The organism is Aurantimonas endophytica, from assembly GCF_014196845.1.
GTDB lineage: Bacteria > Pseudomonadota > Alphaproteobacteria > Rhizobiales > Rhizobiaceae > Aurantimonas > Aurantimonas endophytica.
This window is the reverse complement of record NZ_JACIEM010000001.1, coordinates 780,165-795,509: the sequence shown is the minus strand read 5'-3', so window position 1 is coordinate 795,509 and position 15,345 is coordinate 780,165. Positions and strand designations below refer to the sequence as shown.

15 protein-coding genes are annotated in these 15,345 nt (G+C 66.9%); 14 read left to right on the top strand and 1 reads right to left on the bottom strand.

Annotated elements, in window-relative coordinates; genetic code table 11:
- The first annotated feature begins 76 nt into the window (after positions 1 to 76).
- The 9 genes from nagZ to GGR03_RS03920 all read left to right on the top strand — a co-directional run bounded on the left by nagZ (position 77) and on the right by GGR03_RS03920 (position 8,080).
- On the top strand, positions 77 to 1,102 hold the full coding sequence (gene nagZ / locus GGR03_RS03960) for a beta-N-acetylhexosaminidase (protein WP_246367577.1): 1,026 nt from the start codon (positions 77 to 79) through the stop codon (positions 1,100 to 1,102).
- 84 nt (positions 1,103 to 1,186) lie between these two features.
- Complete coding sequence (locus GGR03_RS03955) at positions 1,187 to 2,311, top strand: ABC transporter ATP-binding protein (RefSeq protein ID WP_183206228.1); 1,125 nt, start codon at positions 1,187 to 1,189, stop codon at positions 2,309 to 2,311.
- A gap of 45 nt (positions 2,312 to 2,356) precedes the next feature.
- The gene (locus GGR03_RS03950) at positions 2,357 to 2,590 is read left to right on the top strand and encodes a twin-arginine translocase TatA/TatE family subunit (protein WP_163041881.1); all 234 of its coding nucleotides are present in this window, start codon (positions 2,357 to 2,359) and stop codon (positions 2,588 to 2,590) included.
- 76 nt (positions 2,591 to 2,666) lie between these two features.
- Entirely contained in the window at positions 2,667 to 3,122 is a 456-nt protein-coding gene (tatB, locus tag GGR03_RS03945) for a Sec-independent protein translocase protein TatB (RefSeq protein WP_183206227.1), read from the top strand.
- Between the two features lie 41 nt (positions 3,123 to 3,163).
- Complete coding sequence (tatC, locus tag GGR03_RS03940; RefSeq protein ID WP_183207018.1) at positions 3,164 to 3,937, top strand: twin-arginine translocase subunit TatC; 774 nt, start codon at positions 3,164 to 3,166, stop codon at positions 3,935 to 3,937.
- 47 nt (positions 3,938 to 3,984) lie between these two features.
- Complete coding sequence (gene serS / locus GGR03_RS03935; RefSeq protein WP_183206226.1) at positions 3,985 to 5,268, top strand: serine--tRNA ligase; 1,284 nt, start codon at positions 3,985 to 3,987, stop codon at positions 5,266 to 5,268.
- Positions 5,268 to 6,023: a 5'/3'-nucleotidase SurE gene (gene surE / locus GGR03_RS03930; RefSeq protein WP_183206225.1), complete on the top strand. Its 756-nt coding sequence runs from the start codon at positions 5,268 to 5,270 to the stop codon at positions 6,021 to 6,023. The genes serS and surE overlap by 1 nt, the downstream gene beginning before the upstream one ends.
- Positions 6,020 to 6,670, top strand: a complete 651-nt coding sequence (locus GGR03_RS03925) for a protein-L-isoaspartate(D-aspartate) O-methyltransferase (protein WP_183206224.1) — start codon at positions 6,020 to 6,022, stop codon at positions 6,668 to 6,670. Before surE ends, GGR03_RS03925 begins: the two co-directional genes overlap by 4 nt.
- 276 nt (positions 6,671 to 6,946) lie before the next feature.
- Complete coding sequence (locus GGR03_RS03920) at positions 6,947 to 8,080, top strand: peptidoglycan DD-metalloendopeptidase family protein (protein ID WP_335632275.1); 1,134 nt, start codon at positions 6,947 to 6,949, stop codon at positions 8,078 to 8,080.
- A 63-nt stretch (positions 8,081 to 8,143) separates the two neighbouring features.
- Here GGR03_RS03920 and GGR03_RS03915 read toward each other — a convergent pair whose 3' ends face one another.
- Positions 8,144 to 9,028: an ATP-binding protein gene (locus GGR03_RS03915; RefSeq protein WP_246367576.1), complete on the bottom strand. Its 885-nt coding sequence runs from the start codon at positions 9,026 to 9,028 to the stop codon at positions 8,144 to 8,146.
- A 131-nt stretch (positions 9,029 to 9,159) separates the two neighbouring features.
- Here GGR03_RS03915 and yajC point away from each other — a divergent pair, with 131 nt between their 5' ends.
- From yajC to GGR03_RS03890, 5 genes are all read left to right on the top strand, one after another.
- Positions 9,160 to 9,501 (top strand): preprotein translocase subunit YajC, encoded by a 342-nt coding sequence (gene yajC / locus GGR03_RS03910; protein ID WP_183206221.1) that lies wholly within the window; start codon positions 9,160 to 9,162, stop codon positions 9,499 to 9,501.
- A 132-nt stretch (positions 9,502 to 9,633) separates the two neighbouring features.
- Positions 9,634 to 12,198, top strand: a complete 2,565-nt coding sequence (secDF, locus tag GGR03_RS03905) for a protein translocase subunit SecDF (protein ID WP_183206220.1) — start codon at positions 9,634 to 9,636, stop codon at positions 12,196 to 12,198.
- A gap of 4 nt (positions 12,199 to 12,202) precedes the next feature.
- The gene (locus GGR03_RS03900) at positions 12,203 to 12,592 is read left to right on the top strand and encodes an Mth938-like domain-containing protein (RefSeq protein WP_183206219.1); all 390 of its coding nucleotides are present in this window, start codon (positions 12,203 to 12,205) and stop codon (positions 12,590 to 12,592) included.
- Between the two features lie 36 nt (positions 12,593 to 12,628).
- On the top strand, positions 12,629 to 13,462 hold the full coding sequence (locus GGR03_RS03895; protein ID WP_183206218.1) for a phytoene/squalene synthase family protein: 834 nt from the start codon (positions 12,629 to 12,631) through the stop codon (positions 13,460 to 13,462).
- Between the two features lie 56 nt (positions 13,463 to 13,518).
- On the top strand, positions 13,519 to 15,327 hold the full coding sequence (locus tag GGR03_RS03890) for a DUF4153 domain-containing protein (protein WP_183206217.1): 1,809 nt from the start codon (positions 13,519 to 13,521) through the stop codon (positions 15,325 to 15,327).
- Positions 15,328 to 15,345 lie beyond the last annotated feature (18 nt).

Here is a 15,345-nt window from a genome sequence, read left to right as displayed (position 1 = left end):
CTATTCTCCCACATCATCATCGGGCGGGCCGACCAGCCGTTATTGCGGCGGGCCGGCCACGTCACCGGAGTGCAGCATGAGCGGATCGAAGGCGTGGATCGCCGCGCCCCTGGGGCAGCGGCTGTCGGCGGAGGAGCGCGCCTTCTTCGCCGGAGAGCGACCATACGGCTTCATCCTGTTCGGGCGCAACATCGCCAGCGGCAGCCAGTTGTCGGACCTCGTCGAGGAACTGCGCGAAGCGGGAGGCCGCGCCTCAACGCCGATCTTCGTCGACCAGGAGGGCGGGCGCATCAATCGCCTCAAGCCGCCTCTGGCGCCGAGCTATCCGACCCCGGCTGACATCGGCCGTCTTTACGCGACCGATGCGGAAGCCGGGGAGCGGGCCGCCTGGCTGCAGGGTCGGCTACTAGCAGGCGACCTGATGCCGTTCGGGATCAACGCCGACTGCATACCCTGCGTCGATGTGCCGGTTCCCGGCGCGAACTCCGTCATCGGCGACCGCGCCTATGCGGAAACGCCGGCGGATGTCGCGGTCCTGGGCGAGGCCGTGGCGGCCGGGTTGATGGCCGGCGGCGTGCTGCCGGTGATGAAGCACATCCCTGGACACGGTCGCGGCAACGCCGACAGCCATCACGCGCTGCCTGTGGTTGCCACCAAGCGGGACGAGCTCGCACGCACGGACTTCGCGCCGTTTCGCGCGCTGCGCTCCCTGCCGGCGGCCATGACGGCGCATATCCTCTACAGCGACATCGATCCACGCGCCCCAGCGACGCTGTCTCCCATCGTCATCGGGGAGGTGATCCGCGGCGAGATCGGTTTTGACGGATTGTTGATGACGGACGACATGTCGATGAAAGCGCTGGCCGGCGACCTTGGCGATCTCGGGCGCAGGGCGCTGGAGGCCGGTTGCGACGTGCTGCTCCATTGCAATGGCGAGATGGACGAGATGCGCCGCGTCGCCGCGGCGGCAGGCCCCCTTAGCGGCGACGCCCAACGGCGGGCGCGCGACGCCGAGGCCGTGATCTCCGGTGGCATCACGGACGCGAGCGACGACGCGGCACTGCGCGCCGAATACCAGGCTTTGATGAGCCGCATCGCCTGACATGTTGCCGCCGGGCTCCCGAAGCGATAGCGAAGGCTCGTTGGCGTCGCGCGCGCTGATGAAAGCTAGCGAGCAGGCCAGGACTTGCAGGACCACGACACCGTCTCATACCAGGCCGGCCAGAACGCCGGCGGGCGCACCAGTGCCGGCGTCAGCTTCGCCGCGCGGCTGAGCTTCGAGAACGTCTCTCACTCCGCCGGTTCCGTCCGTATCCTCGACGGCATCGACCTGACGGCCGAGCCGGGCGAGGTCCTCTGCCTTCTCGGCCCTTCCGGCTCCGGCAAGACGACCATGCTGCGCGTCGCAGCGGGAATAGAGCGCCAGAGTGCCGGGCGGCTCGTGCTCAACGGCCAAGAGATTGCCGGCGACAGCGTCTTCGTGCCCCCGGAGCGACGCGGCATCGGCCTGATGTTCCAGGATTTCGCGCTGTTTCCGCACATGACGATCCTCGACAATGTGCGATTCGGGCTGACCGCCATGCCGGGCGCCGCCGCCAAGAGGGAGGCGCTGGTCGCGCTGGAGCGGGTCGGGCTGGCGAGCGTCGCGGGCCAATACCCGCACACGCTTTCCGGTGGCGAGCAGCAGCGCGTGGCGCTCGCGCGGGCGCTGACGCCGCGGCCCTCCGTCCTGTTGATGGACGAGCCGTTCTCCGGGCTCGACAGCCGGCTCAAGGACGTGGTGCGCACCGACACGCTGCAGATCCTGCGCGAGAGCCGTGCGACGGCGATCATCGTCACCCATGACGCGGAGGAGGCGATGCGGCTCGGCGACCGCATCGCGCTGCTCAGGGATGGACGGCTTGTCCAGACCGGGACCGCGGCCGAACTCTACAGCCGGCCCACCAACCTCTTCGCTGCCGGCTTCTTCTCGGAACTCAACGTCATCGAGGGCGAGGTCCGGGGCGGGCGGGTGGTGACGGCACTCGGGCCCGTCGCAGATTCGTCATCATCCGACGGTACGCGGGTGACGGTTGCCCTTCGTCTTTCTGGCCTGCGCCTCGACGAACGACCGAGCGGCGTTTTCGGGCGTATCACAGCGAGACGCTTTCTCGGTGGGGTCGATCTGATGACGGTAGCGGTCGAAGGGCTGGACAAGCCGCTTCGATCGAGGATGCGGGCCGGTATCGTTGCTTCGCACAAGCGGGATGTCGTTGTTTCCGTTGATCCGCAGGACGTTATCGTGTTTGAAAAGTCGGCCGACGATCGTTAGCATGGCGAAAGCGAGCGCGCTCACGCGCTCATAGGAGAATTGGTTATGGGTAGCTTCAGCATCTGGCACTGGCTCATCGTCCTCGCCGTCGTGCTGCTTCTCTTCGGCCGGGGCAAGATTCCCGAATTGATGGGCGACGTCGCCAAGGGGATCAAGAGCTTCAAGAAGGGCATGTCCGAGGAAGAGACCGAAGCGGCTGCCCAGGAACGCCGGGCCCTCGACCATCGCGAGGGCGATGTCGTGGCGCGCGACGTGAAGACCGAGAAGTCAGTCAGCTGATTGGTCGATCGGCGGCGGAGGGCGCGGGGCGTGCCGCTCCGCAGCCGTCCTCCGTGGTCGCCTTCGAGTAAGAGACATGTTCGATATCGGCTGGACCGAGCTACTGGTGATCGCGGTCGTCCTTGTGGTCGTCGTTGGCCCCAAGGACCTGCCGCGGATGCTGCGGACATTTGGGCGCACCACGAAGCAGGTGCGCTCGATGGCGTCGGATTTCCGCCGGCAGTTCGACGATGCGCTTCGTGAGGCCGAACTCGATGAGGTTCGCCAGACGATGGCGGACGCCAAGAAGTTCGACCCCACCAAGGACGTCCGCGCCGCGATGAACCCGATGAAGGCGATCGGCGACGAGATCCGCTCCTCGCTGACGGCCGCCACGAAGGCGCCTGAGCCGAAGGTTCCGTCATCGACGGCACCGGCGGAACCGGCCGAAGCGCAAAGCCCCGGAACTACCGCGCCGTCAGAAGCAACCACCGATGCCGGCGCGGCGTCGACGAGCGAGGCCAAGGCCCGCAAGACCGAGGACGCCGCGTGAGTGCACCCAAGGACGATATCGAGGCCTCCTCAGCGCCGTTGATGGAGCATCTGCTGGAGTTGCGGCGCCGGCTGATCTGGAGCATCGGCGGCTTCATGATCGCTTTCATCTGCTGCTTCTTCTTCGCCAAGGAAATCTTCAATTTCCTCGTCGTGCCCTATCAGACGGCGACCGTCTGGGCCGGCATCGACGACCGGCAGGTCGAGCTGATCTACACGGCGCCCCAGGAATTCTTCTTCACCCAGGTGAAGATCGCCGCCTTCGGCGGTCTGTTCCTGGCGTTTCCCGTCATCGCCAGCCAGATCTACAAGTTCGTGGCGCCCGGGCTCTACCGCAACGAACGCCATGCCTTCCTGCCGTTCCTGATCGCGACACCGGTGCTGTTCCTGATGGGAGCGATGCTGGTCTATTATTTCTTCACCCCGATGGTGATGTGGTTCTTCCTGTCGATGGAGCAGACCGGTACCGGTGGCCAGGCGGCGATCCAGCTCTTGCCGCGGGTTTCTGAATATCTGTCGCTGATCATGACGCTGATCTTCGCGTTCGGCCTGGTCTTCCAGCTTCCCGTCGTGGCGACGCTGCTGGTGCGGGCCGGCCTCACCAGCGCGGACGGCCTGGCATCGAAGCGGAAATACGCCATCGTCATCGCCTTCGTGGCGGCGGCGATCCTGACGCCACCCGATCCGGTCTCCCAGATCGGTCTTGCCCTGCCCACGATCCTTCTCTACGAGGTGTCGATCATTGTGGCGCGGATGATCGAGAAGAAGCGGGCGGCCGAGGCGCTCGGTGGCGACGGAGCTCAAGCCGAGAGCTGAGACCGGTTGGCCCGTGTCCCGTCGCATTTCGACGGAACGGGAATTTCATGCTCGACATCAAGTGGATACGGGAAAATCCGGAAAAGCTGGACGAGGCCTTGGCGCGTCGCGGCGCGGCGCCCGCCGCCGCCGATCTGATCAGGCTCGATGAGGCGCGTCGCGAGCATCTAAAACGTTTGCAGGAGCTCCAGAACCGGCGCAACGAGGCATCCCGGGAGATCGGCAAGGCCAAGGCCACCAAAGACGAGACGCTGGCCGAACGGCTGATCGCCGAGATCGCCGAGATCAAGGCCGAGATCCAGGACGGCGAGGAGACCGAGCGACGGCTCGATGGCTCGCTTGAGGACGCGCTGGCGCGCATACCGAACTTGCCGCTCGACGACGTTCCGGTCGGCAAGGACGAGGCCGACAATGTCGAGATGCGCCGGGTCGGCGAGCGGCCCGACTTCGCCTTCAAGCCACGGGAGCATTACGAGCTCGGCGAGGCCATGGGCCTCATGGATTTCGACCAGGCCGCCAAGATCTCCGGTTCGCGCTTCACCATCCTGAAGGGTGCGCTGGCGCGGCTGGAACGGGCGCTCGGCCAGTTCATGCTGGACCTCCACACCACCGAACACGGTTATCAGGAGGTCGCGGCCCCGCTGCTGGTGCGCGACGAGGCGCTCTTCGGTACCAACCAGTTGCCGAAATTCGCCGAGGACCTGTTCCACACGACGGAAGGGCGCTGGCTGATCCCGACCGCCGAAGTGCCGCTGACCAATCTTGCGCGCGAGCGGATCATCGATGCCGCCGACCTGCCAATGCGGGTGACGGCGCTGACGCCGTGCTTCCGCTCGGAAGCCGGATCGGCGGGGCGGGACACGCGCGGCATGCTGCGCCAGCACCAGTTCTACAAGGTCGAGATGGTCTCGATCACGGCGAGCGATGCCTCGCTCGACGAGCACGAGCGCATGACGAAGGCTGCCGAGGAGGTGCTCAAGCGCCTCGGGCTGGCGTATCGCGTCGTGACGCTGTGCACCGGCGACATGGGCTTCGGCGCCCGCAAGACCTACGACATCGAGGTGTGGCTGCCGGGGCAGGGCGCCTATCGCGAAATCTCCAGCTGTTCGGTCTGCGGTGATTTTCAGGCCCGGCGGATGAGCGCCCGCTACCGCGCCGAGGGCGAAAAGGCGACACAGTTCGTCCACACGCTGAACGGGTCCGGCGTCGCCGTCGGGCGGGCGCTGATCGCGGTGATGGAGAACTATCAGAACGAGGATGGCAGCATCACCATCCCGCCGGTGCTCCGGCCTTACATGGCCGGGGTCGAGCGGATCGGCGGGCCCGCCTGATGCGGCTTCTCCTGACCAATGACGACGGCATACACGCCGAGGGGCTGGCAGTGCTGGAGCGGATCGCCCGGACGCTGACCGACGATGTCTGGGTGGTCGCGCCTGAGACCGACCAGAGCGGCCTGTCGCACTCGCTGACGCTGTCCGCGCCGCTGCGGCTGCGCGAGGTATCGGAGAAGCGCTACGCTCTTTCCGGAACGCCAACGGACTGCGTCATCATGGCGGTGAAGCGGTTGATGGATTCGCCGCCGGATCTCGTTCTGTCCGGCGTCAATGCCGGCCAGAACATCTGCGACGACGTCACCTATTCCGGCACCGTGGCCGGCGCCATTGAGGGGACGATGCTCGGCCTGCGTTCGATCGCGCTCAGCCAGGCCTTCACCCCGGGGCGGGATCGCGAGGCGCTGTGGGAGACGGCGGAACGCCACGCACCCGCCGTGCTCGATCGGCTGGCGGGCTTCCCTCTGCCGCCCGGCCACCTGATCAACGTCAACTTCCCGGCGGTACCGGCGGACGAGGTGTCCGGCGTCTCGGTGACCCGGCAGGGCAAGCTCGACTATTCGCTCGGCATGGAAGAGCGCCGCGACGGCAGGGGCTTTCCGTATTTCTGGCTGACCTTCGGCCGCCAGGCAGGACCGGAGGTGGAGAATTCCGACATTGCGGCGCTCCAGGCCGGCCGCATCTCGATCACGCCGCTGCAGCTGGACCTGACCGCGCACGAACTGCGCGACGATCTCGGCGCACTCTTCGCATGAACCCCGAAGGCCGTGACCGCGAGGATCTCGCGGCCTTCCTGCTGGCATTGCGCTTTCAGCGTATCGGCGGACCCACCCTGCACCAGGCTGTGGCATCGGTGCCGCGTCGGCTGTTCGTCCCCGAGGGCGTCGAGGACGCCTACGAGGACCGGTCGGCACCGCTTGCCTGCGGCGAGACGATGCCCGGCGCGCTCGCGGCAGCTCGTCTCGTGGCGGCGCTCGAGCTCGAGCCTGAGCACCGGGTCCTGGAGATCGGCACCGGCAGCGGTTACGCGACGGCGCTTCTGGCCCGCATGAGCGCCCACGTCTCCTCCTTCGACCGCTTCCGCCGGCTGGTCGAGCCAGCCGGAACGCGCCTGAAGCAGGTCGGCGTCACCAATGTCTCGCTCTTCCTGGAGGACGGACGCGATGGCTTTCCCGGCGGCGCGCCGTTCGACCGCGCGATCATCCATGCCGCGTTTCCCGCCGTGCCTCGCCAGTTCCTGGAACAGCTCGGCATGCAGGCGGTGCTGATCTGCGCGATCGGCCCGGGCGACGGCGAGCAGATGCTGGTGCGGCTGCGAAAGGTCGGCAGCCGATTCGAGCGCGAGGACCTCTGGCCGGTGCGGTACCAGCCGCTGGCCTTCGGAACGGCAGAGGTTCTCTGAGCCTGCGGGTGGCAGGCGTCGGCAGCGCTGTCTCGCTCGGCTCGCGCTTCGGCCGGACTGCTGGCGATTCCCCGCATCGATCGTCGAGAATCGTCTTCCGTCGCCAGAGACTTAACCCGGCAGTAACATTAACGCGCTTCAATGCTCCCGAAAGCGAATTTCTGCGTGCAAGGGACGGCGATGCGTATCGATGTGCTGAAACCTCTACGGCTCCGTATGGTGCGTTCCGCTGCGATGGTTGCTCTGGCGGGCCTCGCGGCCGGGTGCAGCTCCGACGTGGCGCGGTTCGATGACGGCTTCTACACCGGCGCGGTGCCGCGTGCGGGGATGACCCAGACCGCTGCCGCGCAGCCCTATCCGGGCGGCGTCGACCAGCTGAACACGGGCGCGATCGGCAACGGTACGCCAGCCTACCAGCAGAACCCGACCTATGGCGCCAGCGCCGCGACCCCGTCGGTGCAGAGCCAGACCCTGCCGCCGCCGCCCGCGCCGAACTACGGCACGCCACCTAGCTCCTCGATGGCAGCGGCACCGGCCAGCGCCAACGATGTACCGACCCGCGGCGCTCCGCCCTCGACCCTGCAGGCGCAGGCAGCGCAGATCTCGACACCGCAGCGCCGTCCGTCCGGCGACCAGCGCCCCGCTTCCTCGGGCGGATCGGTCACTGTCAGCTCGGGCGATACGCTGGCGGCGATCGCACGCCGCACCGGGACGTCGGTTGCAGCGCTCAAGCAGGCCAACGGCCTCAGCGGCGATTCGATTCGCATCGGCCAGTCACTGACCGTGCCGGGTGCCGGCGCGACGCCGACCCAGGTGGCCAGCGCCCAGCCGGCGGCCTCCACGGTCCAGACGCCGCCGGAAGCCAAGCCCATCACGACGCCCGTCGCCTACACGGCGCCTGCGACCGCCGAGAAATCCAGCCGTCCGTCGACCGAGCAGGCCGAGGCGCCTGCAGCGCCCGCTGCCGCTCCCAGCAGCACGGTGTCGGAGCAGGCCGAGACACAGGTTGCGGCCATCGCCCCGACCTCCACAGGCATCAGCCAGCTGCGCTGGCCGGTCCAGGGGCGGGTGGTCAATCGCTTCGGAGAAAAGGTGGGCTCGCGCCGCAATGACGGCCTGAACATCTCGGTGCCGCGCGGCACTTCGGTGAAGGCAGCCGAGAACGGCGTGGTCATCTATGCCGGCGACGGGTTGAAGGAATTCGGCAACACGGTTCTGGTCAAGCACGACAACGGCATGGTCACCGTGTACGGACACGCCGACTCCCTGTCCGTCAAACGCGGTGCCACCGTGACCCGGGGCCAGGAAGTCGCCAAGTCCGGCATGAGCGGAGACACGGACGTCCCGGTCCTGCATTTCGAGGTCCGCAAGGACTCCACGCCGGTCGACCCGACGAAGTTCCTCCAGTAGACGCCGACCTCCAGGCGTTCGGCCCGGTTCCGTTCCGTCAGGAGCGAACCGGGCCTTTTTGCTTCAGGCTGCCGGCGCGGCGAGGGTGCGCCCCAGGCGCCCGGCAAGGTCCTGGACGAACTGGAAGGCGACCCGGCCGGACCGGCTGCCGCGGGTCGTCGCCCATTCCAGCGCTTCATGCCGGGTGGCTTCCGGGTCGGCATCGATCCCGTAAGCCGACAGGTAGGCGTCGATCATCGCCAGATAATCCTCCTGGCTGCAGCGGTGGAAGCCAAGCCACAGGCCGAACCGGTCCGACAGCGACACCTTTTCCTCGACGGCCTCGGCAGGGTTGATCGCCGTCGAGCGCTCGTTCTCGATCATGTCTCGCGGCAGAAGGTGCCGGCGGTTGGACGTCGCATAGAACAGGACGTTCGCGGGGCGGCCTTCCACGCCGCCTTCCAGGGCGGCCTTCAGCGACTTGTAGGAGGAATCGCCCATGTCGAAGGACAGGTCGTCGCAGAACAGTAGAAACGCGTAAGGCGCCGCGCGTACGAAGCCCATCAGGCGAGGCAGGTCGTCGATGTCCTCGCGATGGATCTCGATCAGCTTGAGCGGGTTCGTGCCGTTGGGCAGGGAGGCGTTGACCGCGGCGTGGGCGGCCTTCACCAACGATGACTTGCCCATGCCCCTCGCGCCCCAGAGCAGCGCATTGTTGGCGGGCAGGCCGCGCGCGAAGCGCGCCGTGTTGTCGAGGAGCGTGTCGCGCGAGCGATCGACGCCCTTCAGCAGCTCGATCGGAACGCGGTTGACCGTCTTGACGGGAACCAGCCCTGCCGGCGGCTCGAACACGAAGCAGTCGGCAGCGGCAAAGTCCGGTACGGACGCAGGCGGAGGCGCCAGACGCTCCAGGCTCGCGGCAATGCGATCCATGGTCTCCCGCAGCCGGGCAAAATCTTCGACTTCCATGACGTTTCTGCTGTGTCCCTGGGCGGCGTTCATGTCGCGGAACAGACGCCTTGTTGCATTCGAGGCGACCGTTCGTATATTCCGCGCACTCCGTAAAGGGCTTCCCGCCCTCGATTCCGAAGAGGTTCCCGATGTTCGTGTCCGAGGCTTTCGCGCAGAGCGGCGTTCCTGCCGCCGGTGGAAGCGATCTCCTGATCAGCGTGCTGCCCTTCGTCGCGGTCTTCGCCATCATGTATTTCCTCATCATCCGGCCGCAGCGCACGGCGATGAAGAAACGCGAGGCGATGCTCAGCAACATCCGCCGCGGCGACACGGTGGTCACCGGGGGAGGCATCATCGCCAAGGTGACGAAGGTCTTGGAGAACGGCGAACTCGAGGTGCAGATTTCGGAACAGGTCCGGGTCCGTGTGCTGCAGAGCATGGTGACGGACGTGCGCGTCAAGGGCGAGCCGGCGGCTGCCAACACCAAATAGCCGCGATTGTTGAGGATACGGCAACTGCCGTAGATACGACCGTGTTTCGCCTCCGGCCTGTGCCGACCGTGTGGACGGAATGCCACTGACGAACGCCGCCGAAGCGCGTTCGTCGACCCGCCTGGGAACCCAATGCTGTATTTCTCGCCCTGGAAGAAGTTTCTCGTCCTGCTGACGGTGGCCGTCGGCATCCTGTATGCGGCCCCCAACTTCTTTCCGCGGCAGATGCTCGATCAGCTGCCATCGTTCGTGCCCAAGCAGCAGGTGACCCTCGGTCTCGACCTGCAGGGCGGCTCCTACATTCTGCTCGAGATCGACCGCCAGTCCCTGCAGGGGGAACGCGTCCAGACGCTCAGCGACGACGCGCGCCAGACGCTCCGCACCGCGCGTATCGGCTATGCGGGCCTCTCCGACTCGGGAACCACCGTCACTGTCAGGTTGCGCGACCCGGCCCAGGCCGACGCAGTACTCGAAGCGCTCCAGCCTCTGGCAACTCCCTTGTCGGCAGGAATGCTCGGCAGCGGCTCCGTCGCCGAGGTCGCGATTGCACAGCCTCAGCCGGGCGTGATCACGCTGACGCTCACCGAAGCCGGCGTGAATTACCGGCTGACTAATGCCGTCGCCCAGTCGATCGAGGTAGTGCGGCGACGCGTCGACGAGCTCGGGACCACCGAGCCGCTCATCCAGCGCCAGGGTGACGACCGGATCATGGTCCAGGTGCCGGGTCTGGAGGATCCGCAGCGCCTGAAGTCGCTTCTGAACCAGACCGCCAAGCTGAGCTTCCGTCTCGTCGACCAGACGGCGTCCGCCGACGAGGTGGCACGCGGCACCCGGCCGCCGGCAGGCTCCGAGCTTCTCTACACCAACGACAACCCGCCTCTGCCGATCCTGGTCCAGCGCCAGATCATGGTCTCCGGCGAGAACCTGACCGACGCGCAGGCGGGTTTCGACAGCCAGACCAACCAGCCTGTCGTCAATATCCGCTTCGACAGCCAGGGCGCGCAGCGTTTCGGCGCGGTCACCCAGCAGAATGTCGGCAGTCCCTTCGCCATCGTCCTCGACGAGGAGGTTCTGTCCGCGCCGAACATCCGCGAGCCCATCCTCGGCGGCCAGGCGCAGATCAGCGGCAATTTCACCGTCCAGAGCGCCAACGACCTGTCGGTACTGCTGCGCGCCGGCGCTCTGCCTGCCACGCTCAACATCATCGAGGAGCGGACCGTCGGGCCCGGCCTTGGCGCCGACTCGATCGCAGCTGGCGAGACGGCCGGCGTCATCGGTTCGATCTTCGTCGTCCTCTTTATGCTGGCGGCCTACGGCTTCCTCGGCGTCCTGGCCAATATCGCTCTTGTCGCCAACGTCCTGATCCTCTTCGCCATCCTTACAGCCATCGGCGCGACGCTGACGTTGCCCGGCATCGCGGGCATCGTGCTGACCGTCGGCATGGCGGTCGACTCGAACGTCCTCATCTTCGAGCGCATCCGCGACGAACGACGCCAGGGCAGGTCGGTCATCCAGTCGATCGACACCGGTTTCCAAAAGGCGCTCGGCACGATCGTCGACGCCAACATCACAACGCTGATAGCGGCCGTCGTGCTGTTCTTCCTGGGCTCCGGCCCCGTCCGCGGCTTCGCGGTGACGCTGGCCATCGGTATCGTCACCACGGTCTTCACCGCCTTCACTCTGACCCGACTGCTCGCCTCGGAATGGGTTCGGCGCCGGCGGCCGAAGGAGCTGCCGCGCGGCTTCATCAAGCTCGTGCCGGACGTGACCGCGATCCGCTTCATGAAGATCCGCCTGCAGGTCTTCGCCCTGTCGATCTTCCTGTGCCTTGCATCCATCGCGATGCTGTTCACGGCCGGGCTCAATTTCGGCATCGACTTTACCGGCGGCACGGTCATCGAGGTCCAGGCGAAATCGGGTGCTGCCGATGTCGGGGACATCCGCGAGCGACTCAATGCTGTCGGGATTCAGGAAAGCCAGGTCCAGGAGTTCGGCTCCGAGAGCGAAGCGCTGATCCGGGTCGGCACGGCAGAGGGCGGTGACACCGCCCAGACCGCGATCGTTCAGTCGGCACAGCAGGCGCTTGCCGCCGACTACGACTTCCGGCGAACCGAGGTCGTCGGGCCGACAGTATCGGGCGAACTCGCCTGGGCCGCCGTCATCGGCGTCCTCGCCTCTCTGCTGGCCATCCTGATCTATGTCTGGATCCGGTTCGAGTGGCAGTTCGCCGTCGGCGCCATCATCGCGACGGTCAACGATGTGATCCTGACGCTGGGCTTCCTTGCGGTGACCCAGCTGGAGTTCAACCTGTCCACCGTCGCGGCGATCCTGACCATCGTCGGCTATTCGCTGAACGACACGGTGGTCATCTACGACCGGATTCGCGAGAATCTCCGGCGTTTCAAGAAGATGCCGATCGGCGACCTGCTCGACCTCTCCGACAACGAGATGCTGGCGCGTACCGTCATGACGACGATGACCACGCTCCTGGCACTGTTCGCGCTGTTCATCTTCGGTGGCGAGGTGATCCGTTCCTTCGTCGCGTCGATGCTGTTCGGCGTCGGTGTCGGCGCGTTGTCGACGATCTTCGTGGCCGCGCCCGTCCTGATCTTCTTCAAGCTGCGTCCCGCCGACTTCGCAGCGAAGAAGGAAGATGAGGAAGCCGAGCGCGCGGGTTCTGCGGCGGGCAAGGCCTGACCGCATGGTCAGCGGAACCGAGATCCGTGCCGCCCACTTTCCGGGGCGGGCGCCCATCGAAGCCTATGGCAATGGGGGATTTCGCTTTGCCGACATGTCGCACCGCGGCTCGATCCTCTGCCTCCCATCCGGGATCTATGGTTGGGACGCGACGGCCGAGCAGCCCTTCCACGGCGAGCGGCTGCTCAAGGTGTTCGAAGAGGCCGATGACATCCGGTTTCTGTTGTTCGGGACGGGACGCGACATCAGGCGGTTGCCGCCGGCGCTCGCCGACCGGCTGCGCCAGGCAGGCATTTCCTGCAATCCGATGTCGACGGGAGCGGCCGTGCGGACGTTCAACGTCATGCTCTCCGAGGGCCGACCGGTGGCGGCTGCGCTCGTGGCGGTCGACTGAGACTCGCCCGGCGGTAACCGCCGACGGCGACGCGGCATGAGCGCGAACGCCGCCGAGTGCCTGCGCCTCGTGGAGTTGCACGACCGCGACCGAGCGCTCTCGCTGGCTTTCGCGCCAGCGGCGGCAAAGGATGATCTCGCCGCTCTCTACGCGTTCAATTACGAAGTGGCGCGGGTGCGCGAGCAGGTCAGCCAGCCGCTACCCGGCGAGATCCGGCTGCAATGGTGGCGGGATACGATAGAAGGCGCGTCGCCGGGGGAGGCGGCGGCGAATCCGGTCGCCGCGGCGCTGCTGGAGACGATTGAGCGGCATCAGCTGCCGCGTGATGCCTTCGATCGGATGTTGGAGGCGCGGATCTTCGATCTCTACGACGACCCGATGCCGTCGCGCGATGCCTTCGAGGCCTATGCCGGCGAGACGGCGTCGACGTTGATCATGCTGGCGGGTCTGGTGCTGTCGCGTGGCGAGGCCGGCGAAGTGGCGGATGCCGCCGGGCATGCGGGTGTCGCGCAATTGGTGGCCGGGACATTGCTGCTTCTGCCGCTCCACCGCGCGCGGCAACAGGTGTTCCTGCCGGCCGACATGCTGCAGGCGGCGGGCTGCACGCCGGAAGAGCTGTTGCGGGGCGATGCCGGACCGGCGACTCGTGCGGTTTCTGCGATGGTGGCGCTTGGCCGGGAGCATCTTGTGGCGTTTCATCGCCATGCCGCGGACATGCCCCGCGCCATCCGACCGGCCTTTCTGCCGGCCACGCTCGCCGGCCGGTACCTCGACCGGGTGGAGGCGGCTGGGTCGTCGGTGCTCGACCGCCCGGTCACAATCGCGGCGCCACGCAAGAGCTTCGACTATTGGCGCTGGATGCGTCACTAGAACCGGACAGGCCGGGATCATCAGGTTCCTCGGCTCGAGGGAACAGGCATATCAGGATGGCGAGCAGGATCTTCGAGGCGGGGTCGGTAAGATTCCGGCGCGTGACGGCCGGGCTGGCCCGCGGCGCCGGAACCGCCGCTGCGCGTTTCCCTGTGACGACGCTGCTGATCGTCGCCATCTCGCTCCTGTCCAATCTCGCCGTCCGCGATTATTTCCTCCCGAACGAAGCGGATCTTCCCTGGCTGCTCGCCTCGCTCTACGGCGGAGCGGCCAGCGCCGTCGTGGTCACCCTCGCTTCGGAGGCGCGCGGTCTGGCCTCGCTCATCAGACACGGCAGCGCGCTGGCCGCGGCGCTGGCTGTCGGCCTGGCGATCTGGTTCGGACCGCGCTTCGGCGTCTATCCGCCGGCCTTGATCGCAGCGGTAACCCTCGCCGTGCCGCTGGCGCCCTTCATCCGGCGCGGCGACGGCATGCGCTTCTGGACCTACACGCTCTGGACCAATGTCGGCGTCGTCCTGGCCTTCCTGTCGGTGCTGCTGTTCACGCTCGGGCTTTCGGCAATCCTCGAGATGATCCGCTTCCTCTTCGCCGTCGGACTGTCGAACACCGCCTACGAGCACATCTTCGTCACGGCCTTCACCCTGATCGGTCCACTCTTCGCCCTAGGACGCGTGCCGGCGGGATTCGAGGAAGCGATGCCCGGGCCGGAGGATCGCCTGGTGGCCGGCGTCAGGATCATGGTCGGCTGGATCGCGGCGCCGCTCGCGCTCGTCACAGCGCTGGTGCTTCACCTCTACGCCGTGAAGATCCTGGCGACCGCCAGCCTGCCGGCCAACGAGATCGGCTGGATCGTCACCTTCTTCGCGCTGCTCGTGCTCGCGCTCCGGATCGCGATCGCGCCCTTCCTGGCAGAGGAGACCCTGCCGATACGGCTGTTCAGGCGGAGCTTCGTCGCAATACTCGTCGTACCGCTGGTGCTGTTGGCCATTGCCGCGACGATCCGCATAGCGGCGGAGGGAGTAACGCTGCCGCGCTATTATCTGGCGCTCGGCGTCCTGGCTGCCGGCGTCGTCGTCCTGATGCAGGCGGTGAAGCGGTTGCGCGGCGACATCCGCGTCATGGCATCCGTCCCGCTGCTGCTGCTCGCGCTCTCGTCGTTCGGGCCGTGGGGCGCCGCCAGCACCGTCGGCCGAAGCCAGACGGCGCTCATCGTCGCGGAGGCGGATGCGACCGGCGCCGAGGGGGATGCAACGCTCGTTGCGGCGGATCGCGGCGGCAATGCCGATCGCCGCCTGCGATCGCGGCTGTACGCGCTCGAGGATGCCGGGCAGATCCATCGTGTCCTGCCCTATCTCGATCCGGCGCTGCGCGAACGAGTGGCAGAAGCGCAGGGCAGAGACAATTCGGCATTCGACATACTGATGGCGGGGCTCGGCCTGTCTCGGCCCTCCACCTTGCAGGCGGTCCGCAGCTTCACCGCGGGTTCTACCCTCGTCGTCGACACCGATGGCTACGACCGCGCCACGACCGAACTGTCCGTTGCTGCCGGCGAGGTCGACGAAAACGCGCCCGACGCCCGATCGCCGATTCCCGTGGCCGCCCGGATCGAGGGCAATCAACTCGTCGTGCGTGTCGGTACGGCGGAGGACCAATTCGATCTCACGGCGGCCATCGCGGATCTTCCCGAAGCAGTTTTCGCCACTCCGCCGGAGCGGCTCGCGCCCCCTGTGCTGGATCTGCAGGGCGTGGGCGGGCGTCGACTGCGACTGGTGTTGCGGCAGGTCATCCAGGAGGGCGACGGCGGCGCCATCAGCGCCGCGACGATGAGCCTTCACTTCCGCGCCAGCGAATGGGATCCGGCCTAACCTGATCCTCGCATCGTC

What these genes read in the sequence shown, in the direction of transcription:
- nagZ (WP_246367577.1), top strand. Translation starts at nt 77, where the DNA reads ATGAGCGGATCGAAGGCGTGGATCGCCGCGCCCCTGGGGCAGCGGCTG.
- GGR03_RS03950 (WP_163041881.1), top strand. Translation starts at nt 2,357, where the DNA reads ATGGGTAGCTTCAGCATCTGGCACTGGCTCATCGTCCTCGCCGTCGTG.
- tatB (WP_183206227.1), top strand. Translation starts at nt 2,667, where the DNA reads ATGTTCGATATCGGCTGGACCGAGCTACTGGTGATCGCGGTCGTCCTT.
- tatC (WP_183207018.1), top strand. Translation starts at nt 3,164, where the DNA reads ATGGAGCATCTGCTGGAGTTGCGGCGCCGGCTGATCTGGAGCATCGGC.
- serS (WP_183206226.1), top strand. Translation starts at nt 3,985, where the DNA reads ATGCTCGACATCAAGTGGATACGGGAAAATCCGGAAAAGCTGGACGAG.
- surE (WP_183206225.1), top strand. Translation starts at nt 5,268, where the DNA reads ATGCGGCTTCTCCTGACCAATGACGACGGCATACACGCCGAGGGGCTG.
- GGR03_RS03925 (WP_183206224.1), top strand. Translation starts at nt 6,020, where the DNA reads ATGAACCCCGAAGGCCGTGACCGCGAGGATCTCGCGGCCTTCCTGCTG.
- GGR03_RS03915 (WP_246367576.1), bottom strand. Translation starts at nt 9,028, where the DNA reads ATGGAAGTCGAAGATTTTGCCCGGCTGCGGGAGACCATGGATCGCATT.
- yajC (WP_183206221.1), top strand. Translation starts at nt 9,160, where the DNA reads ATGTTCGTGTCCGAGGCTTTCGCGCAGAGCGGCGTTCCTGCCGCCGGT.
- secDF (WP_183206220.1), top strand. Translation starts at nt 9,634, where the DNA reads ATGCTGTATTTCTCGCCCTGGAAGAAGTTTCTCGTCCTGCTGACGGTG.
- GGR03_RS03900 (WP_183206219.1), top strand. Translation starts at nt 12,203, where the DNA reads ATGGTCAGCGGAACCGAGATCCGTGCCGCCCACTTTCCGGGGCGGGCG.
- GGR03_RS03895 (WP_183206218.1), top strand. Translation starts at nt 12,629, where the DNA reads ATGAGCGCGAACGCCGCCGAGTGCCTGCGCCTCGTGGAGTTGCACGAC.
- GGR03_RS03890 (WP_183206217.1), top strand. Translation starts at nt 13,519, where the DNA reads ATGGCGAGCAGGATCTTCGAGGCGGGGTCGGTAAGATTCCGGCGCGTG.